General features: G+C 68.2%; 25 protein-coding genes and 1 pseudogene. 15 read left to right on the forward strand and 11 right to left on the reverse strand.

All coding sequences use genetic code 11. The features are described 5' to 3' along the window. A partial coding sequence (locus tag CEK65_RS18595; RefSeq protein ID WP_193314836.1) for a nucleoside deaminase occupies positions 1 to 240 on the forward strand: 240 nt, incomplete at its 5' end. A gap of 100 nt (positions 241 to 340) precedes the next feature. Continuing rightward, positions 341 to 913: an oligoribonuclease gene (orn, locus tag CEK65_RS18600; RefSeq protein WP_152182633.1), complete on the forward strand. Its 573-nt coding sequence runs from the start codon at positions 341 to 343 to the stop codon at positions 911 to 913. Between the two features lie 98 nt (positions 914 to 1011). Here the strand turns inward: orn and CEK65_RS18605 are convergent, their stop codons facing one another. After that, a complete protein-coding gene (locus tag CEK65_RS18605) occupies positions 1012 to 1962 on the reverse strand; it encodes a mechanosensitive ion channel family protein (protein ID WP_017909494.1) in 951 nt (316 codons plus the stop codon). Between the two features lie 4 nt (positions 1963 to 1966). Beyond that, positions 1967 to 4342 (reverse strand): phosphoenolpyruvate synthase, encoded by a 2376-nt coding sequence (ppsA, locus tag CEK65_RS18610; RefSeq protein ID WP_043092078.1) that lies wholly within the window; start codon positions 4340 to 4342, stop codon positions 1967 to 1969. 145 nt (positions 4343 to 4487) lie between these two features. Between ppsA and CEK65_RS18615 the strand changes: the two genes are divergently transcribed. The 4 genes and pseudogenes from CEK65_RS18615 to CEK65_RS18630 all read left to right on the forward strand — a co-directional run. Continuing rightward, positions 4488 to 5309 carry a pyruvate, water dikinase regulatory protein gene (locus tag CEK65_RS18615; protein ID WP_010342958.1) on the forward strand — a complete coding sequence of 274 codons (822 nt, stop codon included), beginning with the start codon at positions 4488 to 4490 and terminating at the stop codon, positions 5307 to 5309. Between the two features lie 155 nt (positions 5310 to 5464). Further along, positions 5465 to 5971 (forward strand): DUF1249 domain-containing protein, encoded by a 507-nt coding sequence (locus tag CEK65_RS18620; protein WP_043092077.1) that lies wholly within the window; start codon positions 5465 to 5467, stop codon positions 5969 to 5971. Positions 5972 to 6040: 69 nt separating this feature from the next. Then, complete coding sequence (locus tag CEK65_RS18625; RefSeq protein ID WP_148828211.1) at positions 6041 to 6529, forward strand: 8-oxo-dGTP diphosphatase; 489 nt, start codon at positions 6041 to 6043, stop codon at positions 6527 to 6529. 156 nt (positions 6530 to 6685) lie between these two features. Further along, positions 6686 to 6772: pseudogene (locus tag CEK65_RS18630) on the forward strand (7,8-dihydro-8-oxoguanine triphosphatase); the annotation flags it as partial. Positions 6773 to 7315: 543 nt separating this feature from the next. Here CEK65_RS18630 and CEK65_RS18635 read toward each other — a convergent pair. Continuing rightward, positions 7316 to 8074 carry a 3-hydroxybutyrate dehydrogenase gene (locus CEK65_RS18635; RefSeq protein ID WP_017917158.1) on the reverse strand — a complete coding sequence of 253 codons (759 nt, stop codon included), beginning with the start codon at positions 8072 to 8074 and terminating at the stop codon, positions 7316 to 7318. Positions 8075 to 8215: 141 nt separating this feature from the next. On the opposite strand from CEK65_RS18635, the gene CEK65_RS18640 reads away from it, so the two are divergent. From CEK65_RS18640 to CEK65_RS18665, 6 genes are read left to right on the forward strand one after another with little or no spacing between them, the layout of a single operon-like run. Then, on the forward strand, positions 8216 to 8830 hold the full coding sequence (locus tag CEK65_RS18640) for a CDP-alcohol phosphatidyltransferase family protein (RefSeq protein ID WP_017909499.1): 615 nt from the start codon (positions 8216 to 8218) through the stop codon (positions 8828 to 8830). 45 nt (positions 8831 to 8875) lie between these two features. Continuing rightward, a complete protein-coding gene (gene phaE, locus CEK65_RS18645; protein WP_152182634.1) occupies positions 8876 to 9991 on the forward strand; it encodes a class III poly(R)-hydroxyalkanoic acid synthase subunit PhaE in 1116 nt (371 codons plus the stop codon). Further along, positions 9988 to 11064, forward strand: coding sequence for a class III poly(R)-hydroxyalkanoic acid synthase subunit PhaC (locus CEK65_RS18650; RefSeq protein ID WP_017913020.1), 1077 nt, complete (start codon positions 9988 to 9990; stop codon positions 11062 to 11064). The genes phaE and CEK65_RS18650 overlap by 4 nt, the downstream gene beginning before the upstream one ends. Positions 11065 to 11116: 52 nt before the next feature. Then, positions 11117 to 11491, forward strand: a complete 375-nt coding sequence (locus CEK65_RS18655; protein WP_148828215.1) for a DUF5329 family protein — start codon at positions 11117 to 11119, stop codon at positions 11489 to 11491. A gap of 28 nt (positions 11492 to 11519) precedes the next feature. Continuing rightward, positions 11520 to 11720: a PspC domain-containing protein gene (locus CEK65_RS18660; RefSeq protein WP_026144177.1), complete on the forward strand. Its 201-nt coding sequence runs from the start codon at positions 11520 to 11522 to the stop codon at positions 11718 to 11720. After that, a complete protein-coding gene (locus CEK65_RS18665) occupies positions 11717 to 12172 on the forward strand; it encodes a hypothetical protein (RefSeq protein ID WP_017913022.1) in 456 nt (151 codons plus the stop codon). Before CEK65_RS18660 ends, CEK65_RS18665 begins: the two co-directional genes overlap by 4 nt. A 150-nt stretch (positions 12173 to 12322) precedes the next feature. Here CEK65_RS18665 and CEK65_RS18670 read toward each other — a convergent pair whose 3' ends face one another. Continuing rightward, entirely contained in the window at positions 12323 to 13534 is a 1212-nt protein-coding gene (locus CEK65_RS18670; RefSeq protein ID WP_150409143.1) for an FAD-dependent oxidoreductase, read from the reverse strand. Positions 13535 to 13711: 177 nt separating this feature from the next. On the opposite strand from CEK65_RS18670, the gene CEK65_RS18675 reads away from it, so the two are divergent. From CEK65_RS18675 to CEK65_RS18685, 3 genes are all read left to right on the forward strand, one after another. Further along, complete coding sequence (locus CEK65_RS18675) at positions 13712 to 13927, forward strand: hypothetical protein (RefSeq protein WP_017907884.1); 216 nt, start codon at positions 13712 to 13714, stop codon at positions 13925 to 13927. Between the two features lie 144 nt (positions 13928 to 14071). Further along, a complete protein-coding gene (locus CEK65_RS18680) occupies positions 14072 to 15637 on the forward strand; it encodes a hybrid sensor histidine kinase/response regulator (RefSeq protein WP_230979331.1) in 1566 nt (521 codons plus the stop codon). Between the two features lie 96 nt (positions 15638 to 15733). After that, positions 15734 to 18103, forward strand: coding sequence for a Tex family protein (locus tag CEK65_RS18685; RefSeq protein WP_152182635.1), 2370 nt, complete (start codon positions 15734 to 15736; stop codon positions 18101 to 18103). A 79-nt stretch (positions 18104 to 18182) separates the two neighbouring features. Here CEK65_RS18685 and CEK65_RS18690 read toward each other — a convergent pair whose 3' ends face one another. From CEK65_RS18690 to CEK65_RS18720, 7 genes are all read right to left on the reverse strand, one after another. Continuing rightward, a complete protein-coding gene (locus CEK65_RS18690) occupies positions 18183 to 21986 on the reverse strand; it encodes a PAS domain-containing protein (protein WP_226980640.1) in 3804 nt (1267 codons plus the stop codon). Positions 21987 to 22145: 159 nt separating this feature from the next. Next, positions 22146 to 22526, reverse strand: a complete 381-nt coding sequence (locus CEK65_RS18695) for a response regulator (RefSeq protein ID WP_043092069.1) — start codon at positions 22524 to 22526, stop codon at positions 22146 to 22148. Positions 22527 to 22791: 265 nt separating this feature from the next. Further along, positions 22792 to 23355 carry an HGGxSTG domain-containing protein gene (locus CEK65_RS18700; RefSeq protein ID WP_043092068.1) on the reverse strand — a complete coding sequence of 188 codons (564 nt, stop codon included), beginning with the start codon at positions 23353 to 23355 and terminating at the stop codon, positions 22792 to 22794. Positions 23356 to 23574: 219 nt separating this feature from the next. Further along, the gene (locus CEK65_RS18705) at positions 23575 to 23994 is read right to left on the reverse strand and encodes a hypothetical protein (protein ID WP_043092067.1); all 420 of its coding nucleotides are present in this window, start codon (positions 23992 to 23994) and stop codon (positions 23575 to 23577) included. Between the two features lie 67 nt (positions 23995 to 24061). After that, positions 24062 to 24304, reverse strand: coding sequence for a hypothetical protein (locus CEK65_RS18710; RefSeq protein WP_139328341.1), 243 nt, complete (start codon positions 24302 to 24304; stop codon positions 24062 to 24064). Beyond that, the gene (locus CEK65_RS18715) at positions 24291 to 24593 is read right to left on the reverse strand and encodes a helix-turn-helix domain-containing protein (protein WP_011347434.1); all 303 of its coding nucleotides are present in this window, start codon (positions 24591 to 24593) and stop codon (positions 24291 to 24293) included. The genes CEK65_RS18710 and CEK65_RS18715 overlap by 14 nt, the downstream gene beginning before the upstream one ends. Next, positions 24590 to 24838, reverse strand: coding sequence for an AlpA family phage regulatory protein (locus CEK65_RS18720; RefSeq protein ID WP_043092066.1), 249 nt, complete (start codon positions 24836 to 24838; stop codon positions 24590 to 24592). The genes CEK65_RS18715 and CEK65_RS18720 overlap by 4 nt, the downstream gene beginning before the upstream one ends. Positions 24839 to 24916: the final 78 nt, after the last annotated feature.

Consider the following 24916-nt stretch of genomic DNA (forward strand, 5'->3'; position numbering starts at 1 on the left):
GTGACCCTGGAGCCGTGCGCGATGTGCGCGATGGCGGTGGTGCACGCGCGGGTGGCGGAACTGGTCTATGCCGCCACCGATCCCAAGACCGGCGCCTGCGGCAGCGTGTTCGACCTGCTCGCCGATCCGCGCCACAACCACCGCGTGCAGGTCCGCGGCGGGGTGCTGGCGGCAGAGGCCAGCACGCGCCTGACCAACTATTTCCGCGCCAAGCGCGGCAAGCCGCCGCTGGGCGCGTGAGCGGCCAGCCCCTGCCGGTCGCGCAGGCCGCGCGGTATCATTGAAGCCTGATACGACACTTCCGCGCCGGCCTCGCCGCCGCGAACGACAGGACGGTGATATGGCGCAAGCGCACGTGGCGAACGATCGGCTGATCTGGATCGATCTGGAAATGACCGGCTTGGATACCGATCGCGATTCGATCATCGAAATCGCCACGGTGGTGACCGACGCGCAACTCAACGTGCTGGCCGAGGGCCCGGAGTTCGCCATCGCCCATTCGCTGCAGACGCTGGAGGCGATGGACGAGTGGAACCGCAACCAGCACCGCCACTCCGGCCTGTGGCAGCGCGTGCTCGACAGCCAGGTCACGCTGGCCCAGGCCGAGGCCGAGACCATGGCGTTCCTGACCCAGTGGTGCAAGTCTGGCACTTCGCCGATGTGCGGCAACTCGATCTGCCAGGACCGGCGTTTCCTGCACCGGCAGATGCCGCGGCTGGAGCGCTTCTTCCACTACCGCAACCTGGACGTGTCGACGCTGAAGGAACTGGCGCGGCGCTGGGCGCCGACGGTGTCGGCCGGCCTGACCAAGACCTCCTCGCACACCGCGCTCAGCGACGTGCACGATTCCATCGACGAACTGCGTTACTACCGTCCGTTCATGGGCAGGCTGGGCGGGCAAGGCGAGGGCTGATCCGCGATCCAGACGCCGTCGAGGCGCATGCGGGAGACCGCCAGACGATCGTCGGGCGGATACAGTCGCGCAGGGAATGCAGGCGCTGACGCCGCCGCTCAGCGCGCCAGCGGCGGTCCCGGCTTGGTCTCGCCGTCGTCGGTGACGCCCTTGGTCAGCAGCTCGGCGATCGGGCGCCCGTCGGCATCGTGGTGGTACACGTGCAGGTCGCGCTGCGGATACGGAATGCTCAGCCCGTTCTCCAGCAACTGGTTGCGGATCTGCTCCAGCGTGCTGCTCTTGGCCGCGCCGAAATCGCTGTTCTTGGCGTAGCCGAACAGCATCAGGTCCACCGTGCTCTCGCCCAGGTTGGTGACCTGCACGAACGGGGCGGGCGTCTTCAGGATGTTCGGATTGTCCTGGGCGATCTTCAGCAACAGCTCCTGCGCCTTCTTCAGGTCGTCGCCGTAGCCGACGCCGACGGTGATCTCCAGGCGCCGGTTGGGCAGGGTGCTGTAGTTGACGATCGGCGCGGTGGTGATGGTGCTGTTGGGCAGGGTCACCATGCGCTCGTCGAAGGTGCGGATGCGGGTCTGGAAGATCCGGATCTCGTCGACCACGCCTTCCTGGCCGGCCACCACCACGTGGTCGCCGTCGCGCATCGGCCGCAGCACGATCAGCATGACCCCGGAGGCGATGTTGGACAGCGAGTCCTTCAGCGCCAGGCCCACCGCCAGGCCGGCGGCGCCGAGCACGGCGAACAGCGAGGTCGGCGGCACGCCGATCTTCTGCAGCGCGGTGACCAGCACCAGCACCAGCATCAACGCATAGGCGACGTTGCGCAGGAAATTGCTGAGCGTGGCTTCCACCCGTGCGCGCAGCAGGGCGCTGCGCAGCCATTCGCTCAGGCGCTTGGCGATCCACATCCCGACCACCAGGATCAGGATCGCCACGCCCCAGTTGAGCGCGTACTGCGCCCAGTCCAGCGTCCGCCAGTCGAACGGGCGCGCCGCCCGCGTCGCCGGCGCAGCGGTCGTGGCCGCCGTCAGTGCCGTCAGCCACGACTGCATCGCATCACCCCTTGCTCTTCAGCTTGGCCAGGCGCAGCCAGGTGTCGACCACGGTGTCGGGGTTCAACGAGACCGATTCGATGCCTTCCTGCATCAGCCACTCGGCCAGGTCGGGGTGATCCGAAGGACCCTGGCCGCAGATGCCCACGTACTTGCCCTTGGCGCGCGCGGCCTTGATCGCCATCGACAGCATCTTCTTGACCGCCGGATTGCGCTCGTCGAACAGGTGCGCCACGATCGAGGAGTCGCGGTCCAGGCCCAGGGTGAGCTGGGTCAGGTCGTTCGAACCGATCGAGAAGCCGTCGAAGATCTCCAGGAATTCCTCGGCCAGCAGCGCGTTCGACGGCACCTCGCACATCATGATGATCTTCAGGCCGTTCTCGCCCTGGCGCAGGCCGTTGCTGGCCAACACCTCGACGACCTTGCGGCCTTCCTCGAGGGTGCGCACGAACGGGATCATGACCCACATGTTGTCCAGGCCCATCTCGTTGCGGACCTTGAGCACCGCCTTGCATTCCAGCGCGAACGCGGCGGCGAAGCTCGGATCGACGTAGCGGCTGGCGCCGCGGAAGCCGATCATCGGGTTCTCTTCGTGCGGTTCGTAGTTGCTGCCGCCGATCAGGTTGGCGTACTCGTTGGACTTGAAGTCCGACAGGCGCACGATCACCGGGTGCGGCGCCACCGACGCGGTCAGCGTGGCGATGCCTTCGGCCAGGCGATTGACGTAGAAGCTCACCGGGTCGGCGTAGCCGGCGATCTTCTCGTCGATCTTCTTCTTGGTCGCCGCGTCCTGCTTGGCGTATTCCAGCAGCGCGTTGGGATGGATGCCGATATGCGCGGCGATGATCATCTCCAGGCGCGCCAGGCCGATGCCGGCGTTGGGCAACTGGCCGAAGTCGAACGCGCGCTCCGGGTTGGCCACGTTCATCATGATCTTCAGCGGCGCCGGCGGCATGTTGCCCAGATCCGTGGTGGTGCGCTCGAACGGCAGGCGCTCGCCATAGATGTAGCCGGTGTCGCCTTCGGCGCAGCTCACCGTCACTTCCTTGCCGTCCTCGACCAGTTCCATCGCGTTGCCGGTGCCGACCACGGCCGGCACGCCCAGCTCGCGGGCGATGATCGCCGCGTGGCAGGTGCGGCCGCCGCGGTTGGTGACGATCGCCGAGGCGCGCTTCATCACCGGCTCCCAATCGGGGTCGGTCATGTCCGCGACCAGCACGTCGCCGGGCTGCACCCGGTTCATGTCTTCCAGGCTGCGCACCACGCGCGCGACGCCGGCGCCGATCTTCTGGCCGATCGCACGGCCTTCGGCGATCACCTCGCCGCGCTGCTGCAGCGCGAAGCGTTCGATCTGGGTGGCGTGGCCGCGCGACTTCACCGTCTCCGGGCGCGCCTGCACGATGAACAGCTTGCCGCTGACGCCGTCCTTCGCCCATTCGATGTCCATCGGCCGCTGGTAGTGCTGCTCGATCACCAGCGCCTGCTTGGCCAGTTCCTGCACGTCCTCGTCGTTGATCGAGAAGGTGTTGCGCAGCTCGGCCGGGGTGTCCTCGATGCGCACGCGCTCGCCCGGCACGTCCGAATACACCATGCGGATCAGCTTGCTGCCCAGCGAGCGGCGCAGGATCGCCGGCTTGCCGGCCTTGAGGGTGGGCTTGTAAACGTAGAACTCGTCGGGATTGACTGCGCCCTGCACGACCATTTCGCCGAGGCCGAAGCTCGAGGTAACGAACACCACGTCGCGGAAACCGGACTCGGTGTCCAGGGTGAACAGCACGCCGGAGGCGCCGACGCCGGAGCGCACCATCAGTTGCACGCCGGCCGAGAGGAACACGTCCTCGTGCTTGAAGCCGTGGTGCACGCGGTAGGCGATGGCGCGATCGTTGTAGAGGCTGGCGAAGACTTCCTTGACCTTGTGCACCACGTCGTCGGCGCCGGTCACGTTGAGGAAGGTCTCCTGCTGGCCGGCGAAGCTGGCGTCGGGCAGGTCTTCGGCGGTGGCCGAGGAGCGCACCGCGACCGCGATGTCGCCGCCACCGTTCTCGTTGCACAGTTGCGCGTAGGCGTCGCGGATCGCCTGGTCCAGCTCCGGCTGCAGCGGCGCGTCGATCACCCAGCCGCGGATTTCCTTGCCGGCGGCGGTCAGCGCGCCCACGTCTTCCACGTCCAGCGTGGCCAGCTTGTCGAAGATGCGCTGGTACAGATCGTTGTGGGCGACGAAGGCCTTGAACGCTTCGGCCGTGGTGGCGAAGCCGCCGGGCACCGATACGCCGAGCCCCGCCAGGTTGCCGATCATTTCGCCAAGGGAGGAATTCTTGCCACCGACGCGAGCCAGGTCGGCCAGGCGCAGCTCATGCAACCACAGGATGTTCTCGTTCAAGCGCGATGCTCCGTTAGGCCATCGCCCGAGGCGGGCTGAATGGCCGCGTCCGTGAGGGAAGAAGCCGATATGATGCAGTGCGCACCCGAGCCGGCACAAGCGAAGCGGGCGCATCCGTTGGGTTTCAGCCAGGAGAATGCAGGCAATGTCGACGATCAGACCGGTGTTCTACGTGTCCGATGGAACCGGTATCACCGCTGAAACCATTGGGCATAGCCTGCTCACCCAGTTCAGCGGTTTCAGCTTCGTCACCGACCGCATGTCGTTCGTCGACGATCCGGAAAAAGCCCGCGACGCCGCGCAGCGGATCCATGCCGCAGGGGAGCGCTATCAGGTTCGGCCGATCGTGGTCAACTCCTGCGTCGATCCGCAACTGAGCATGCTGCTGGCCGAGAGCGGGGCGCTGATGCTCGACGTGTTCGCGCCCTTCATCGAGCCGCTGGAGCGCGAATTGAACGCGCCGCGGCACTCGCGGGTGGGACAGGCGCATGGTCTGGTCGACTTCGAGACCTACCACCGCCGCATCAACGCGATGAACTTCGCGCTCGCGCACGACGACGGCATCGCGCTCACCTACGACGAAGCCGACGTGATCCTGGTGGCCGTGTCGCGCGCGGGCAAGACCCCGACCTGCATCTACCTGGCGCTGCATTACGGCGTGCGCGCGGCGAACTATCCGTTGACCGACGAGGACCTGGAGAGCGATCGGCTGCCGCCGCGGCTGCGCGCGTATCGCAACAAGCTGTTCGGGCTGACCATCGATCCGGAGCGGCTGCAGCAGATCCGCCAGGAGCGGCGGCCGAATTCGCGCTATTCCAACGCCGAGACCTGCCGGCGCGAAGTGGCGGCGGCCGAAACCATGTTCCGCATGGAGCGGATTCCGACCCTGAGCACCACGCATACCTCGATCGAGGAGATTTCCAGCAAGGTGCTGGCGACGCTGGGACTGCAGCGCGAGATGTTCTGAGAGAGGGTGTGATTGGCCAGCGCGCGCCGGTCGGGCGGGGCCGTTCCTGGCGGCGACGGCATTTCCGCACGTCCTCGCAGGGATTTCCACGGTAGGCCGCTGGCGCCGATCCGTCAATGCTGCCGCCGGCGCGATCCAGCGTGTAGGATCGGTCCATGCAGCACGCCATGACCCGCAGCGAACGCATCCCCCGGCTCAGCCGTTTCGGCTGGCTGATGGGGCTGTACGCCGAGAACTATCTGCACCTGAACCGCCTGTTCGTGCCGGCCGACCTGGCCGCCGGCAGCTACGTGTCCAGCATCGGCGACGGCCTGGACCTGCGCCTGGACGTGATCGAGCGTCACCGCTACACCGTCGAACTGCGCCTGACCTACGATCTGTGCGACCCGCTGACCGGCGAGCCGGACCCGTCGGCCTACGTGCGCCTGTACCTTGACGCGCGTCAGGCCGAGACCACGCATTGCTATGTCGGCCGCCGCTGGCAGGACGTGATGGGGCTGTACCCGCCGCCGGCGGAACTGATCAGCCACCGCATGCGCATGAACACCTTCCTCGGCAAATGGCTGGAATACCTGGCCGAGCGCGGCCACGGCGTGGCCACGCTGCGGTCGGCGCCGCCGTTGCCGCGCGCGGCGCAGGACACGGCGACGCCCGCCGTCTAGCCACAGGCTGGACCAGGCGACGGCACGGTTACGGCATACTGCGCGCCCGTCGTCCTCTGCCTTCGTCGCATGCCTTACACCCCCATCGTCGCCACCTTGGGCTACGTGCTCTCGCCCGATCGCAGCCAGGTGCTGCTGGTCCATCGCAATGCCAGACCCGGCGACCATCACCTGGGCAAGTACAACGGCCTGGGCGGCAAGGTGGAGGCGGACGAGGACGTCCTGGCCGGCATGCGCCGCGAGATCCTGGAGGAGGCCGGCATCACCTGCGAGGCGCTGCAGTTGCGCGGCACCATCAGCTGGCCGGGGTTCGGCAAGCACGGCGAGGACTGGCTGGGCTTCGTGTTCCTGATCGAGGCCTACGCGGGCGAGCCGTTCGCCGAGAACGCCGAGGGCACGCTGGCCTGGGTGCCGATCGCGCAGATGGACACGCTGCCGCTGTGGGAGGGCGATCGCCATTTCCTGCCGCTGGTGTTCGATGGCGACCCGCGCCCGTTCCACGGGGTCATGCCATACCGCGACGGACGCATGCAGTCCTGGCGCTACTCGCGGGTCTGACGCGCTTGCGTTGCCGTAACGCCCCTCTCCCATCGGGAGAGGGGTTGGGGTGAGGGTACGGCGCGAAAGCGACTCGTGGAGTTTGGTTGCGCCAGGCTTCGCCCGTACCCTCATCCGGCCCTTCGGGCCACCTTCTCCCGACGGGAGAAGGAACAGTTGGTGTTCGACGGCGATCCGCGCCCGTTCCACGGGGGCATGCCGTACCGCGACGGATGCATGCAGTCCTGGCGCGACTCGCGGGTCCGACACGCTCGCGCTGCCGTAAAGCCCCTCTCCCATCGGGAGAGGGGTTGGGGTGAGGGTACGGCGCGAAAGCGACTCGCGGAGTTTGGGGGGCGAGGGTGCGGCGCCAAGTGTCTCGCGATGTTTGGTTGCACCAGGTTTCGCCCGTACCCTCATCCGGCCCTTCGGGCAACCTTCTCCCGTCGGGAGAAGGAACAGCCTCTGCCCTTCCCGTCGGGGGATGGGCGAGGGGCCGGCGCGCCGCTCGGTCGAACGCTCGCGCGACACCGCTTCCGTCTTGTCCACAGTAGCTGTGGATCGATGCTGCACAAGCCTGTGGGCAAGCGTCGCAAGTCGCTGAAATGGCTGTCCGATTCTGCCGGGTGGCGAAAATCTCATCAGTCCCGGTCGCGCTTCTCCACAGCCGGTGTGGATGAAAGCGCACGAACGCTGTGGATAAGATGCCGGTGGCGTTGTGCCGCAACGGCCGCCGCCGCAATGGCGAAAATTTGACCAGCGTCGATCGCACGATCCAGCAGGCGCACGTGCGCGCTTGCCGCAACGCTACTGCGCGGTCCAGCCGCCATCGATGGCGATGGTCTGCGCGGTGATGTTGCGCGCCGCCGGCGAGGCCAGGAACGCCACACAGCCCGCCAGTTCGTCGTAGGCGATGAACACGCCCTTGGGCATCGGCTTGAGCATCACCTGGGCGATCACGTCGGCTTCGGAAATGCCGCGGGTGCGCGCCTGGTCGGCGATCTGCTTGTCCACCAGCGGCGTTTTCACGTAGCTGGGGCAGAGCGTGTTGATGGTGATGTCGGTGTCGGCGGTCTCCAGTGCGATCACCTTGGAGAAGCCGACCAGGCCGTGCTTGGCGGCGACGTAGGCGCTCTTGTACGGGCTGGCGACCAGCGAGTGGATGCTGCCGATGTTGACGATGCGGCCGAAGCCGCGTTCGCGCATGCCCGGCAGCACCGCCTGGGTCAGCCGGGCGACCCCGGTCAGCATCACCTCCACCAGCAGGCTCCACTTGTCCATCGGGAACTCCTGCAGCGGCGCCACATGCTGCAGCCCGGCGTTGTTGACCAGCACGTCCACCGGCCGGCTGACGGCCGCCAGCGCCGCGGCGATGCTGTCCGCGCTGGTCACGTCCAGCGCCACCGCTTCGGCCGAGCCGCCGGCCTGGCGCACCTGCGCGGCGACCGTTTCGGCGGCCTCGAGGTCGAGGTCGCTGACGACGATGTGGCGGCCGTCGGCGGCCAGTGCGTGGGCGATGCCGGCGCCGATGCCGCTGGCGGCACCGGTGATCAGGACGGTCTGCATGGGGAGTACCTGCGCGGAGTGGGGGGCGATCAGCGTAGCAGCGCGCCGTGACGCCTGGCAGCGGCCGCTCGCCAGTGCGGCGGCGCCACGCTACCCTGTGCCGTCGCTCGCCGCTCACGCCGGATCCGCCACGTTATGCCGATGAAACGCCACTTCTCCATGCTGCGCGAGTTCCAGCTGGCCGACTGGTTCACCCTCGCCAACGCCTTCTGCGGCACCGGCGCGGTGTTCGCGGCGATGCGCTTTCTGCAGGACGGCCGCCGCAGCGACCTGCTGTTCGGCATGGCGCTGATCCCGCTGGCATTCGTGTTCGACGCGCTGGACGGGCGGGTGGCGCGCTGGCGCAAGTCGTCCTCGACCCTGGGCCGCGAGCTGGACTCGCTCGCCGACGTGATCTCCTTCGGCGTGGCCCCGGCGGCGCTGGCCTACGCCTGCGGCATGCAGGGCGGCTGGGACTGGCTGGTGCTGAGCTTCTTCGTCTGCTGCGGGGTCAGCCGCCTGGCCCGCTACAACGTCACCGCCGAGCAGATCGCCGGCGACGGCGACAAGGTGCCGTACTTCGAGGGCACGCCGATCCCGAGCAGCCTGGGCCTGGTCATCGTGCTGGCGATCGCCGCGCACCTGGGCCATATCGGCGACGCCTTGTGGTGGGGCGAGTGGCGGTTGGGGCCGTGGCTGCTGCACCCGCTGGCGCTGCTGTTCGCGCTCTCCGGCTCGCTGATGATCAGCAAGACGCTACGCATCCCCAAGCCCTGATCGCAGCGGGTTGCTATCATCGCTGGCCAGGTCTGGAGAGTGGCGATGAAGGCTAGCGGCGGTGGCGCCGGCGATTTCGAGGCGATGACGCGGCAGTACTGGGAGGCCTGGAGCGCCGCGTTGCGCCAGGGCGCCGCGGGCCCTGCGTCGCCCGCGGCTGGCGATGGCGCCGGTTCCTGGCGCGAGGCGATCGCGGCCTGGAGCCAGTGGCTGCCGCGCGGCAGCGCGCCGCAGGCCGAGGACGCGCTGGCGCAGTTCCAGCAGCAGGCCGGCGACTGGCTCGGCGCGATGCAGCAGGTGGCGGCGCAGTTCGCCGGTCGCGACGCCAGCAGTGCCGACGTCGCCGACGCCTGGAAGCGACAGGTACAGGGTCAACGCGAGCAGTTGCTGCAGTGGCTGCTGGGTGCGGTGCGCGGGGCCGGCCAGGCCGGGATCGACCCCTGGCTGCAGCAGGCGGCGCAGTGGCTGCAGGGCCTGCAACGCGACAGTGGCCCATGGTTGCAGATGCCCGGGTTCGGCCCGGCGCGCAACCACCAGGCACGCTGGCGGGCGCTGGCCAAGGCCCAGCAGGACTATCAGGCGCAGTTGCAGGCCTATCTGGGACTGCTGCAGGGCGCCATCGACCGCGCCTTCGGCCTGTTCGAGGAGAAGCTGCGCGCGCACGAGGATCCGGGCCGGCAACTGACCAACGCGCGGGCGATGTTCGATCTGTGGATCGACGCGGCCGAGGAAGCGTATGCGGCGGCCGCGCTGTCGCCGGAGTTCCGCCAGGTCTATGCCGACGTCGCGAACGCGCAGATGCGCCTGCGCGCCCTGCTGCAGCGCGAGACCGAGCAGGTGTGCGAGCAGGTGGGCCTGCCCACGCGTACCGAACTGGATGCCGCGCATCGGCGCATCGCCGACCTGGAACGGCGGCTGCGACGACTGGAGCGCGGCGAAGGGCAGGGCGCGACTGCCGCAGCCGGACCTGCACCGGTTGCCACGGCCCCGGCTGCGCCGCAGAGAAGCCCCAGGAAGAGCGCGGCCAGGTCGGCCCCTGCGCGGGCGGCAGCCGCCGCGCCCAAATCCAAATCCAACGCCGCCACGCCAGCGAAGGCCACGCCCGCCGCCACGTCGCGGCGGGCCGGGACCACGCCGGCGGCACGCCGGAGTCGCGCATGAAGGGACCGCTGAGTTTCAGCAGCGACGATCTGGTCCAGGAAACCCTGGAGCTGCAGCGCAAGCTGCTCGAAGGTCTGCGCGTGCTGCCGGGCCTGGACACGGTGGACTACGGCGCCACCGCGCGCCAGGAAGTGTGGCGCGACGGCAAGGTGGTGCTGTACCGCTTCGTCGGCGAACGCCCGCCCACCACCAAGGTGCCGCTGCTGATCGTCTATGCCCTGGTCAACCGCCCGTACATGGTCGACCTGCAGGCGGACCGCTCGCTGGTGCAGGGACTGCTGGCGCTGGGCGAGGACGTCTACGTACTCGACTGGGGCTACCCGGACCGTTCCGAGCGCTACCTGACGCTGGAGGACTACCTGCTGCGCTACATCGACGGCGCGGTGGACCACCTGCGCGCGGCCGGCGACGGCGCCCCGGTCAACATGCTCGGTATCTGCCAGGGCGGCACGTTCTCGCTGTGTTACTCCGCGCTGCAGCCGGAGAAGGTGCGCAACCTGGTCACCATGGTCACCCCGGTGGATTTCCACACCCCGGACAACATGCTGTCCAACTGGGCGCGCCAGGTCGACGTCGACCTGTTCGTGGACACGCTGGGCAACGTGCCGGCGGACCTGATGAACGTCAGCTACCTGATGCTCAAGCCGTTCCGCCTGAACCTGCAGAAGTACGTCGGCCTGCTCGACATCCTCGACGATCCGCGGGCGCTGGAGGACTTCCTGCGCATGGAGAAATGGATCTTCGATTCGCCGGATCTGGCCGGCGAGACCTTCCGCGAGTTCGTCAAGCAGTTCTATCAGGACAACGCGCTGATGCACGGGCGCGCGCGCATCGGTGCGCACACGGTGGACCTGGGTCGGGTCACCATGCCGGTGCTCAACGTCTATGCCGAGCAGGACCACCTGGTGCCGCCGGACGCGTCGCGGGCGCTGCGCGGCGTGGTCGGCAGCCGCGACTACGCCGAACTGAGTTTCCGCGGCGGCCATATCGGTATCTACGTCTCCGGCCGCGCCCAACGCGAAGTGCCGGCGGCGCTCCATCAGTGGCTGGCCGAGCGCGATGGCGGGCACTGAGCGCCAGCGGCGACGCGTCGTGCCGCCAGGGGCGCGTCTTGCTGGCGTCGTCTTGGCGGTGGCGCTGGCCTGGCTGAGCGTGGAGCGCGGCATCGCTGCGCCTGCGGCCGCGGCCGACCGTGAAATCCGCGGACTGCTGGCGGCGTTGCAGTCCTCGCCGTGCCGGTTCCAACGCAACGGGACCTGGTACTCCGGTCGCGAGGCCGAGGCGCATCTGCAGCGCAAGTATGCGGCACTGCGTTCGCGCGACCTGGTGGACAGCGCCGAGCAGTTCATCGCGCGCGGCGCCAGCCGCAGCAGCGTCAGCGGAAGCGCCTACCGTGTCGCCTGTCCTGGCCGGCCGGAGCAGGAGGCGGCGGCCTGGTTCGAGCAACAATTGGCGGCATTGCGCCGTCACGCCGCGCCCGCGCCGGCGCGCGTAGAGTGAGCTAGCCGCCGTCGCTGGAGCCGCTGCCATGTCGCAACCCCGTTCGCTGTCGCGCTCGTTGAACGACCGCATGATCGCGGGCGTGATGGGCGGGATCGCCCACCGCTTCGGCTGGAATGCGACGCTGCTGCGGGTGCTGTACGTGGTCGGGTCGATCGTCTCGGCCGCCTTCCCCGGCATCCTGGTCTATCTGATCCTGTGGCTGCTGATTCCCAACGAAGCCGATTGACGCGGCCGCTGTCGCGGGTCTGGCGCCGTGCCGGCATCGCCGTCGGCGTTCTCTGGACCTCGCCGAACACTGTCCTGGGCATGCTCGTCGGGACCATCGCGCTGGCCTTCGGTGCGCGCCTGCGCTTCAGCCGACGCGAACTGGCGCTGGTGTTCGAACGCGTGCCGATGCGGCCACGCGGGGCGATGACGCTGGGCAACGTGATCCTGCTCAGCGCAGACGATCTGGACGTGGCCTGCGCCACCTACGAACACGCTGCCGGTCGTTGCCGGCATCCTGCGGTACGGCTCGGCGACCACGAACGTGCGCACGTGCTGCAGTACATGCTGCTCGGGCCGCTGTTCCTGCCGGTGTACCTGGCCTGCGGCGGGGTCAGCGTGCGCAATCCATTGGAACGCGCCGCCGATCGCTATGCGCTGTACGGTCGGGGTTGGTGGCCGGGGACGGGTTGAGCGCGTGGCGTCCGCAAACCGCTGCTTTCGCAATGCACGACGTTGCCGCCCAGGAGCGGCTTCAGCCGCGACGGGCTTTCCCGGGAACGCCCCGGTCGCGGCTGAAGCCATTCGTACGGATGTACCAGTGGCGCTTGTTGGTGGCTCGGGTCAGTCGAGCCGGGAAAAACCGAACAGGCGCTTGAGCGGGTGCGCATGCCGCTCGATCTGGGCGCGCAGCAGGCCGGCGCCGATCATGCTGTAGGTGATGCCGTTGCCGCCGTAGGCCATGGCGAACTGCACGCGCGGGCCGTGCTGCGGGTGGGGGCCGAAGAACGGCAGGCCGTCCTCGGTCTCGGCGAAGGTGCCGGCCCAGGCGAAGGTCGGCTGCAAATCCAGTCCCGGCATCACCTTGGCGATCTTGCGCGACAGCGTGCGCGCCTTGCTGTCCACGCGCGCGTCGCGGCGCGCCGGCACGTCCACGCTGTCGTCCTCGCCGCCGGCGACGATGCGGCCGTTGCCGGTGCTGCGCAGGTACAGATACGGCCGCGCACTTTCCCAGATCATGGTGTCGCGCAATGGGCCGAGGACGGAAGGCTCGAGCGGGTCGCTGACGAAGGCGTAGCTGCTGCGGTTGCGGGCCACGCGTTGATCCAGCCAGTGCTGGTTGGCGTAGCCGGCGGCCATCACCACATGGCCGGCGCGCACCTGCGCGCCCTGATCGGTGTGCAGGGTCACGCCGCGGCCAGTGACCACGATCCGCGCGATGCGGGTGCGGTCGTAGACGCCGACGCCGCGTCGGAAGGCGCGGCCGAGCAGGCGATAGGTGAGGCGGTACGGATCCACCCGTGCCGCCTGGTGGCTGAGGATCGCGCCGTGCGCCTGCAGGCCGTAGTCCGCGTCCAGCGTCTGCGCGTCCAGCCATTCCACGTCCAGGCCATGTCGCGCGCGCACTTCCAGCTCTTCCAGCAGCACCCGCACGTGGCGGCGTTTGCTGGCGTAGTACAGGCTGTCGTTCCAGCCGAAGTCGACATCGCGCAGCGGCCGGACCAGGTCGCGCAACTGCTCCAGCGCCTGCGCGCAGGCGCCGTAGGCTAGGGCGGCGGCAGGTTCGCCATAGCGCTTGGCCAGATCGATCAGATGGGTGTCGATCTCGTACTGCAGCAGGGCGGTGCTGGCCGCGGTGCTGCCCCAGCCGATGTCGCGCTGCTCCAGGACCGTCACGGCATGCCCGTGCGCGCTCAGTTCTTCGGCGATCAAGGCGCCGGTGATACCGCCGCCGACGACCGCGACATCGCAGCGCACGTCGTCGCGCAGCTGCGGAAAGCTCTGCATCAGGCCGTTGCGGACCGACCAGAAGGGATAACCGCTCTTGAGATCCATGACGCCCCGGCGCAGAAAGGATGTGCGACTTAGGCGCAGGTCCGGTTAAGTCCGCGTGAGCCGCCGCGGACGTCATGTTCGGGCAAACAGCCGCGATTAATCTCGGTGCAGAAGTCCCTCACATGGCGCTGTGTATGGTGCGCGCCAGTTCCACGAATTCCCTGTAGAGGAAGCGTCATGTCGGTCGTTCTGTATATCGGTGGCAGCAAGGACGGAGAGAAGGGCGTCGTGCCCTACGGTTTCCGCAAGTCCATGAAGGAAACCGAGGCAGGCCCGGAGATCTATGTTGAGCGCGTGCTGGCATTGAGCGATCGGCAGGTGCGGATCATGGCGCTGGAGTCGCTGCAGGACGATATCGTGGTAGAACGCTTGCACAGGTATTATTCGCGTTGACGCCGGCGTGCGAACCCCGGTGTGGCCGCCCGCCTAGGCGGGCCAGCGACGGTTCGCATCGACCTGCCACCGACCATGCCCGCACCAGAAATCAGCAACACCTCGGCGCCGCCGACGACCGTCGACCCGAACGCCCCCACCGACATGTCCAATCAGCGCAGCGATATCTTCTTCGCTGCGGTGCAGACCACGCGCATGCCGATGATCGTGACCGATCCGCGGCAGCCGGACAATCCGATCATCTTCGTCAACCGCGCGTTCCTGGAAATGACCGGTTACGGTCGCGAGGAATTGATCGGCAATAACTGCCGCTTCCTGCAGGGGCCGGACACCGATCGCGAGACCGTACGCAGCGTCCGCGACGCCATTACCTCGCATGACGAAGTGGCGGTGGAGATCCTCAACTACCGCAAGGACGGTTCCAGCTTCTGGAACGCGCTGTATATCTCTCCGGTGTATGACGACCGCGGCGAGCTGGTGTATTTCTTCGGTTCGCAACTGGACGTCAGCCGCCGCCGCGATGCCGAGGACGCGCTGCGCCAGGCGCAGAAGATGGAGGCGCTGGGCCAGCTCACCGGCGGCATCGCGCACGACTTCAACAACCTGCTGCAGGTCATGTCCGGGTATCTGGAACTGATCGAGCACGCGGTCGAGAGCGACCCGCTGAATCCGTCGCTGCTGCGCAAGAGCGTGGACCGCGCTCGCGATGCCGCCGGCCAGGCCGCGCGCCTGACCCAGCAGCTGCTGGCGTTCGCGCGCAAGCAGAAGCTGGAAGGACGCGTGCTCAATCTCAATGCCCTGGTGGCTGGGATGAGCGATGTGGCCGAGCGCACGCTGGGCGACGGCATCGCGTTCTCGCTGGAGCTGTCGCCGGACCTGCGCAACTGCCGGATCGACCCGACCCAGGCCGAAGTGGCGCTGCTCAACATCCTGATCAATGCGCGCGACGCCATGGCCGACCAGCCGGCGCCGCGTCTGGTGATCCAGACCCGCAACGTCTCGGTGCGCGCGGACGAACCCACCACCTACGACAACCTGCTGCCTGGCCACTACGTGTGCGTGTCGATCACCGACAACGGCAGCGGCATGCCGCCGGAGGTGCTGGCGCGCGTGCTGGATCCGTTCTTCACCACCAAGGAAGAAGGCAAGGGCACCGGCCTGGGCCTGTCCATGGTCTACGGCTTCGCCAAGCAGTCCGGCGGCGCGGTGCGCCTGTATTCGGAGGAGGGCCACGGCACCACCGTGCGCCTGTACTTCCCGATCGACGACAACGTCGAGAACATGGCCCCGCGCGATTCGCGCACGCGCCGCCCGTTCGATCGCCAGGGCGACGAGACCATCCTGATCGTCGAGGACCGGCCGGACATCGCCGAACTGGCGCGCCTGTTCCTGGGCGACCAGGGCTATGCCACGCACGTGGTGTACAACGCGCGCGAGGCGCTGGAGCTGCTCGATACCGGCGTGCACGTGGACCTGCTGTATTCGGACCTGATCATGCCCGGCGGCCTCAACGGGGTGATGCTGGCGCGCGAGGCGCGGCGGCGCCGGCCCAAGATCAAGGTGCTGCTGACCACCGGCTATGCCGAGTCCTCGATCGAGCGTACCGATGCCGGCGGCAACGAGTTCGAGGTGCTGGCCAAGCCGTACAACCGCCAGGAACTGATCCGCAAGGTGCGCATGGTGCTGGACGGGCCGAACGGCGTCACCTGACGCCGCCAGCTTCGCGCGCGCCTGTCAACGGGTTCCCCGGCGGCGCGCGCACTGCGAAAATGCGGGTTTTCCGCAAGGCGGCTTCGGCCGGACGCAATGCACGACACTCAGCTCGCCCAGCAGATCGCCAACACCATCGCAGCCGAGATCGGCGCGCAGCCGGCGCAGGCGCGCGCCGCCATCGCCTTGCTCGACGAGGGCGCCAGCGTCCCGTTCATCGCACGCTACCGCAAGGAAGTCACCGGCGGGCTCGACGACACCCAGTTGCGCAATCTCGAAGTGCGCCTGACCTATCTGCGCGAACTGGAAGAGCGCCGCACTGCGGTGCTCGCCAGCATCGCCGAGCAGGGCAAGCTCAGCGACGAACTGCGTGCGGAGATCGTCGCCGCCGACACCAAGTCGCGGCTGGAAGACCTTTACCTGCCCTACAAGCCCAAGCGGCGCACGCGCGCGCAGATCGCCCGCGAGGCCGGGCTGGAACCGCTCGCCGACGGCCTGCTGGCCGATCCGAGCCAGGTGCCGGAAACCTTCGCCGCCGGCTTCGTCGATGCCGACAAGGGTGTGGCCGACGTCAAGGCCGCGCTGGAAGGCGCGCGCGCGATCCTGATGGAGCGCTGGGGCGAGGATGCCGCACTGGTCGGCGAACTGCGCACCTGGCTGGGCGAGGTGGGCGTCATCCGCGCCCGCGTGGCCGAGGGCAAGGAGCAGGAAGGCGCCAAGTACCGCGACTACTTCGATCACGCCGAAGCACTGGCCAAGATTCCTTCGCACCGGCTGCTGGCGCTGTTCCGCGCGCGCCGCGAGGAGATCGTGTATCTGGAACTGGATCCCGGCAGCGAGGCCGAAGCCGGCCACCAGTACGCCGAAGGCCGCGTCGCGCTGCGCGCCGGCATCGCCAACCAGGGCCGTCCGGGCGACCGCTGGCTGCTGGATGCCTGTCGCCTGACCTGGCGCGCCAAGCTGCACATGCACCTGCTGCTGGACCTGTTCAACCAGGCGCGCGAAAAGGCCGAAGCCGAGGCGATCGCGGTGTTCGGCGACAACCTGCAGGACCTGATGCTGGCCGCGCCGGCCGGGCCGCGCGTGACCCTGGGCCTGGACCCGGGCATCCGCACCGGCTGCAAGATCGCGGTGGTCGACGCCACTGGCAAGCTGCTGGCCACCGACACCATCTATCCGCACGAGCCGCGCCGGCAGTGGGACCAGTCGCTGCACACGCTGCGGCAGCTGTGCACGCAGCACGGCGTGGAGCTGATCGCGATCGGCAACGGCACCGCCAGCCGCGAGACCGACAAGCTGGCTGCGGACTTGATCAAGCAGAATCCGCAGCTGAAGCTGGAAAAGATCGTGGTCAGCGAAGCCGGTGCCTCGGTGTATTCGGCGTCCGAGTTCGCCGCCAAGGAGTTCCCGCAGCTCGACGTGTCGCTGCGCGGCGCGGTGTCGATCGCGCGGCGCCTGCAGGATCCGCTGGCGGAACTGGTCAAGATCGAGCCCAAGGCGATCGGCGTGGGCCAGTACCAGCACGACGTCGACCAGTACCGCCTGGCGCGGGCGCTGGACGCGCGGGTGGAGGACTGCGTGAACGCGGTCGGCGTGTACGTCAACACCGCCTCGGCGGCGCTGCTGTCGCGCGTGTCCGGGCTGTCGTCGAGCGTGGCCGAGAACATCGTGCGCCACCGCGACGACAACGGCCCGTTCAAGCGCCGCAAGGACCTGCTCAAGGTGCCGCGGCTGGGCGACAAGACGTTCGAACAATGCGCCGGCTTCCTGCGCATCGCCGATGGCGAGGAGCCGCTGGACGCTTCGGCGGTGCACCCGGAAGCCTATCCGGTAGTGGAGCGCATCGTCGGTGCCACCGGCAAGCCGATCAAGGCCCTGATCGGCGACGGCGGCTTCCTGCGCGGCCTCAAGCCGGACCAGTTCACCGACGAGAAGTTCGGCCTGCCGACGGTGCGCGACATCCTCAAGGAACTGGAAAAGCCGGGCCGCGATCCGCGCCCGGAGTTCAAGGCGGCGCGCTTCGCCGACGGCGTGGAGGACATCAAGGACCTCAAGCCGGGCATGGTGCTGGAAGGCGTGGTCAGCAACGTCGCCGCCTTCGGCGCGTTCGTCGACATCGGCGTGCATCAGGATGGCCTGGTGCACATCTCCGCGCTCTCGGACAGCTACGTCAAGGATCCACGCGACGTGGTCAAGGCCGGCGACATCGTCAAGGTCAAGGTGCTGGAAGTGGACGTGGCGCGCAAGCGCATCGCGCTGACCCGGCGCCTGGACGACACGCCGGCGCCGGCGCCGGCGCGTCCGGCCGACCGCGACCGCGACGCGCGTGGCGCTGGCGGCCCGCCGCGGCGCGAGCGCGACGGGCGTGGCAATGCGGGCGGCGGCAATGCCAAGCCGCGGCCGGCTGCCGCGGCGCCGGTCAACAGCGCGCTGGCCGACGCGTTCGCGCGCGCCAAGCGCAGCTGAGGTTCCAGCAGAAAAAATCCGGCGCGCTCGCGCCGGTGCATCCAGTGCCGGCCGCACGGTGCAGCCGCGCAGCGCCGACTCAGGCCGATTCGGCGCTTTGGCTCTGGTCGGTGGCGAGCGCGGCCGGTGCCGGCGCCACCAGCGATGCGGCCAGCCCGAGCAGCTTGACCGGATCCACCGGCTTGCCCAGGTGCGCATCGAAGCCGGCCTCCAGGGCCAGCGCGCGATCCTCGCTGCGCACGTAGGCGGTCAGCGCGATGGCCGGGATGCGGCTGGCTGCGCCGACACCACGGGCGCGGATGCTGCGGATCAGGCTGTGGCCGTCGCGGCGCGGCATGCCGACGTCGCTGACCAGCAGCGCATAGGGCCGTTCGCGCAGCAGCGCTTCGGCATCGTCGGCGCAGACCGCGGCCTCGACCACGGCACCGGCTTCCTGCAGGAAGCGCTGGGTGACGCCCCGCGAATCCATGTCGTCGTCCACCACCAGCACGCGCACGCCATCCAGGCGAATGCCGTCACGCCGCAGCATGCCGCCGGACAGGGCGGTATCGTTGCCACGGCGGATCGGATCCAGGCTCTGTACGTCGTTGCGCGGCAGCAGCAGGGTGAAGGTCGCGCCGAGGCCGACGCCGTCGCTGCTGACCGACAACTGTCCCTGGTGCAGTTCGGCCAGCTGCTTGGCGATCGCCAGGCCCAGGCCGAGGCCGCCGGCGCTGCGCGTGCTGCTGGCGTCGGCTTGGCGGAAGCGGTCGAACACGTGCGGCAGGAACGCCGGGTCGATGCCGATGCCGGTATCGCCGACGGCGATGCGGACGTGGGTGCTGGTGCTGTCCAGGGTCACCGTGACCGTGCCGGCGCTGGGGGTGAACTTGATGGCGTTGCCGATCAGATTGGTCAGCACCTGCTGCAGCCGCACCCGATCGCCCAGATAGGGCAGGGCGGTCGCTTCGTCGGCGACCAGCACGATGTCGATGCCCTTGTTCTGCGCGCCGGGGCGCGCCGCATCGATGGTCTCGCTGAGCAGTGCGCGCAGGTCCAGCTCGCCGGCCTCCAGGCGGACCTTGCCGGACAGGATGGCGCTCATGTCCAACAGGTCGTCGATGATCTGCGCCTGCGAATGCGCGCTGCGCTCGATCACCTCCAGGCCCTTGCTCAGGTCCTTCTCGCGCACCGCATCGTCCTGCATCAGCCGCGACCAGCCCAGGATGGCGTTGAGCGGCGTGCGCAGCTCGTGGCTGAGCGTGGCCAGGAACTCGTCCTTCATGCGGCTGGCGCGTTCGGCCTCGCTGCGCGCGCTCTGCTCGGCGGCGAGCAGTTGCTGCAGGCGCAGGTCGGTGCCGCGGCGCTCGATGATGATGCCGGCCAGGTGCGAGGCGGAGCGCGCAAGATCCTGTTCGTGCGGGTTGGGGTAGTGCACGAACGGGTAGTACAGCGCGACTACGCCCAGCACTTCGCCATCGCTGGCCAGGATCGGCGTCGAGCAGCAGGCGACGATGTCCGCCTCCAGGGCGGTCGCCAGATACGCCTGCCAATGCGGGTTCACCCGCACGTCGCTGCACAGCACCTGCCGGCGCAGGTAGGCGGCGCGCCCGCAGCAGCCGGTGTTGGGGTCGATCGGCAGGCGCTGCACTGCCTTGCGGAAGGCGGGCGGCATGCTCGGCGCGGCGCCTTCCAGCAGGCACTGGCGGTGCTCGTCGACCAGCATGATGGTGCAGCGCAGACCGACATCGCTCTGCGACTCGATGCCGCGCGCGATCGCCTCCAGCACCGTGCTCAGCGGCTTGCCGGTGGTGATCATCTCCAGCGCCGCGCGCTCGGCGGTGGTGGCATTCTCGATGCGCTTGCGCTCGGAGATGTCCAGCAGCGAACCGATGAAGCCCAGGAACTGGCCGGACGAACTGAAGCGCGGCGTGGCGGTGTCCACGCACCAGCGGTACTCGCCGTCGTGGCGGCGCAGGCGGTATTCCACGGTGTAGGCGCGGCGGTCGGCGCAGGCGCGTGCCAGGGTACGGCCGACGGTGGCCAGGTCGTCGGCATGGATCATTTCCTGCCAGCCGCTGCCCAGCGCCTCCTGCTCGCTCTGCCCGGTGAACAGATACCACTGGCGGCTGATGTATTCGCAGTCGCCGTCGGCATTGGACATCCAGATCATCACCGGCGCGTTGTCGCACAGCTGGCGGAAGCGCAGTTCGCTTTCCTGCAGGCGCTGCTCGACCAGACGGCGGTCGTGGATGTCGGTATTGGTGCCGATCCAGCGCACGATGCGGCCGCTGTCGTCGCGGATCGGCAGGGCGCGGCCGAGATGCCAGCGGTACTCGCCGTCGTGGCGGCGCAGCGGGTACTCGATCTCGTACGGCTTGCCGCTGCGCAGCGCTTCCGGCCACACCTCCATCACCCGCGCCAGGCCTTCCTCGGTGTGCACATGGCGCCAACTGTCGTACCCGGCCTCGCCGACCGGCAGCCCGGTGTACTCGTACCAGCGGCGGTTGAAGTAGTCGACGTGGCCGTCGGGCATGGCGGTGAACACGATCTGCGGCATCGCATCGGCCAGTTCGCTCAGGCGCGCGGCACTGCTGGCCAGTGCGCTTTGCGCACCCGCGCGTTGCATCGATTCCCAGCAGCGCGCCGCCACCAGCCGCACCAGCTCGATCTCGGCCGAGGTCCACACGCGCGGCTGGGCGTGGTGCACGCCGATCGCGGCCACCAGGCGGCCGGCCTTGTGCAGCGGTGCGGTCAGCACGGCGCGCATGCCCAGACGACGGTAGTTCGGGTCGTCCAGGCGCATCGGCGGCTGGTGGGTCTCGGTGTCCTGCACCACCCACGGCCGGTTTTCGCGCATGCAGTCCAGCAGGTCGCTGCCGAAATCGCTGAAGCGCGAGCGCCCGGTCAGGTGCGAGGCGCCGTCGACGTAGTCGGCGCGCACGTCGAACACGTCCTCGTCGGCCTCGACGATCGCGTAGGCGCAGCGATTGGCGCCGAGGTGCTGGCCGAGCAGGGCGGCACCGGTCTCGCAGATGGCTTCGGTGCTGTGCAGGTTCTGCAGGGTGTCCTCGAGCATCAGCAGGAAGCTGTCGTGCGCCTGCGCACGCGCCTGTTCGGTGCGGTCGATGCCATGCACCAGGATTCCGCTGACCCGGCCCTCGGCGTCGTGCATCGGCTGGTACACGCATTCCAGCGTGGTGTCCGAGGTCGCTTCGTGCGGACTGCGGCACAGCTGGAAGGTCATCGACTCGTCGATGAACGGCACGCCGCTGGTGCGGACGTTGTCGAGCAGGCCAATGACGCCCTGATGCTGGATTTCGGGGATGGCCTCGGTCAGCGGCCGGCCGACCACCTCGCGCGGTCCGACCAGCTGCTGGTAGCGCCGGTTGACGGTCTCGATCACGTAATCCGGGCCGCGCAGGATCGCCAGCGCCGCCGGCGACTGCTCGAAGGCATCGGCCATCTGCGCACGTTGCGCGTCCAGCGCCTTCAGCAGCGTGTCGCGTTCGCGCGCCAGGGTGATCCGCGCCGTGTCCTCGGTGCACACGCACAGCACGCCAGCGATGCGGCCCTCGTCGTCGAACAGCGGGCTGTAGGAGAAGGTGAAATACACCTGCTCCCCGTAGCCGTTGCGCATCATCGTCAACGGAATATGTTCGTTCCAGGTCGATTCGCCGCTGGCCATCACCTGGTCGGCCTGCGCCCGCACCTCGGGCCAGACGTCCGGCCACACCTCTTCCATCGGCCGCGCGAACCCCTGCGGGTGCCGCAACCCGAGGATCGGCACGTAAGCGTCGTTGTACAGGTTGAACTGGCGCTCGCCCCAGCGCACCGCCATCGGGAACCGCGAGTTCAGGCAGATCGACAGCGCCGTGAGCAGGCTCCGCGGCCAGTGCTCCATCGGGCCCAGTTCGTGCTCACGCCAATCGATGGCGCGCAGCAAGGCCCCCGTGGCGCTGCCGGCGGGAAACCGGACAGGAGGCGGCGAACAGTCCTTGGCGTTGATGGCGGAGTTCCTCGAAGCGTTCCCGCCAGGCGGCGGGCTTACGGCCGAGGATTCTCAGGGGCGCGTGGTCGTCTTGGCGTGAGCGTCCTGCAAGGCCTTGATCAGCTGCTCGGACAGGTAGGGCTTGGTCAGTACCACACCGGCGGCAAAACCGGGAGGGAGCGCGTCGGCGGCCACGCCGGTGGCGAGCACGAAGGGGGTGCCACGTTCGCTGAGCGCCCGGGCCACCGGTTCGCTGGTCTCGCCGGCGGAGAGGCGGAAGTCGAGCACCGCCCGGTCCGGGCGCTCGCTGTCGATCAGCGCAAGGGCCTGCTGCACGGATGCGGCGATGCCGACCACCTCGGCACCGGCCTGGGCAAGCTGCAACTCCAGCAGCGTGGCGTTCATTTCGTCGTTCTCGACCACCAGGATACGCAGGCCCCGCAATGCCGACATCGCTTGCTCGTTAAGGTTTGGGAACGGAAAGTATAGCGGGACCGTCACTGCCACCGCCTAGACAAACGGGCGCAGGAAGATGAAGCGTTTACCTGTGATCGACGCCGACGTGCGCCGCGGCGGTCGCGCAAAAAACAAACGGCAGCCGAAGCTGCCGTCAGTCCTGGTGCGAAGGTGGGCAACAAAAACCCTTTGATATCGGGCATCTTGCGCAGCAGTGGCGAAAGATACCGCCAAAGTTACCGCCACGAATGGGCCGCTTAACCTACTTGGCCGTTCGATTCTGCCGCAGGTTTGCCAGCGCCCTGGCCCTGCCGGCCTCGGTCTTCGGGCCTGTGGAGCGCCCTCCATGAAAGCGACAGCGGCGCTTGCCAGGCTCTGGCCTAGCTTGGCACGGCAGGTGGTCACGGTGGCGCGTGGCTCCGCACGCGGTGGCCTGCGGGCGCGTGATCTTGCGGCAGGCCAGTTGCCCGGAGTCATACGCGCCCGCGCGTGCCCACGATGGGGGCAATAATTCCGGCAGAGAGACCGAAGTCACACGCGCCCGCGCGGAATGGTCAGGTAATTCCGACGCCGGGGCCGGAGTCGTGGGCTGTTCTTCTTGGCTGTACTTAATTCCGGTCAGCTCGGCCCACTCGACCAGGATGGCGTCCAGCACTGCGCTGTTGGTCGCCTCGATGCTGCGGGGCCGCTCCTGCGCCTGCCGCGCGACGAACACCGCCAGCGCCTGCCGGCCCGGCATGTAGTCAATGCGGCGCATCGTGGCCCGCCGCTCCCTTTGCAGTTTCGCTAGGTGGGCCTTGTCGCGGCTCAGGTATCGGTCATGCATCACCCAGCTCCACGATGGGGCTGCTATCGCCCATAGATCCCGCTGACGCTTGGTAGATATCTAGAAGGTGCCCGATAACCGGGGCACCGAAGCGAGTGAAAGCCGCTCTGTAGGACCGACCATCGGGCCACACTGCCCCGATAGTCGTACCTACTGGCGCGCTCCTTGACCCGATAGCCGGGGCGCACTGCCCCAATGGCTGGGGCGGGCATTGCGTTTTCATGCCACAACCCGCAGTAGTGGCATGCGCTTTCGCCAAAGGTTTGACGGGACCGCGTTGGGCTTTACGTCCAGCTTGCCGCCGCATTCGTCAATGCCCATCCAGGTGAAGGCAAACAGTGAACACCAGTGCAGGCCGCCTTGCCGGGTCTGCTCGATCAATCCAGCATCCAGCAGCTCCAACAACGCCTTGCGTAGCGTGTCCTTGGACTTCCAGCCACGCTTGTGCATAACCGACCACGCCGCACTCTGGTCCCCGTTGTTGTAGCCGTTGAATTGCGCACCCAAATCCAGCAGGAGCGCGCGCGCCTTCATGGAGAGGCCGCAGAACGCTGGACTTTCCAGCACTTCGACACTGACCCGGAAGAATGCACCGCCCGACTTGCGGCCTTTGAAGCGCTCCCGTTTCCTGGCGCTCATCGCGTGCCTCCCCGTATGGCGCCAAGCGCGCGGTGGACGCTCCCAACACCGTCGAAACAAGGCCGGCTCACCGGGAACCCTCCAGCGCAGCGCGTGCTGCATCCAACAGATCGGCCGCATCCACGACGGCCCAGTGTGGCTCGTCGGTCAAGCGCGCCCATGCTTCAAGCTGGGCCTGCGCCGCTTCCATGGCCACCGCCGCCAGATACAAGGCCGCCTCCATCGTGTAGTCTCGACTCGCACCCAACCTGCCAGCGTGTGCGCCGTGGCCCGCCTCGTGCGGGCTGCGTTGTTTATCAGGGAAGCGCATCAGCCACCTCCCCCTGCATCGCGTACTGCGCTACGCGGCTATGTGGCCGCCCTTGGTCGTCCAGCAACCGAATCAGGCGCGTCACGATGGGGTGCCCCTCCTGCCGCAACTCGAATACGCGGACGCCGGGCACGAACACGTTCAAGTCTCGCCGAGCATCCAGTGTCGTTACCGGTCCCCGCCGCAGCGCTGCCAGAAGGCGCGCGCGCTGGGCGGATGCGGAAGTGTCAATGATGTTCACCTCGGTTCCGTTTTCAGCGGCCGGGGCATGCGTGTTGTTCCGGCTCATGGAGCCACCTCCTTGCCGGTGGCTTCGATCAGCGCGCGGATGTCCTCGACGCGCCAGGCGGTGCAGCGCTCGCCCAGCTTGACCGGCTTGGGATAGCGGCCGGAGCGCACGCCGGCCCACCAGGTGGACCGGGATACGGGGATCAGGGCCGGAATAGCCAGGTTGTCAGTCTTGGGATTGGCAGCGCGGCCAACGATTTGATGAAGCCTCAGAAAGCCAGAGTTGGGTAGCAAATGGTGATACATGGCATCGCCTTATATCGGCCACCAGCGGGCCGGGCGATACGTATTAAATACCCCTTGGACGAGCTTTGAACGGAGTTG

Source organism: Xanthomonas sp. LMG 12459, from assembly GCF_009192905.1.
Taxonomy (GTDB): domain Bacteria; phylum Pseudomonadota; class Gammaproteobacteria; order Xanthomonadales; family Xanthomonadaceae; genus Xanthomonas_A; species Xanthomonas_A sontii.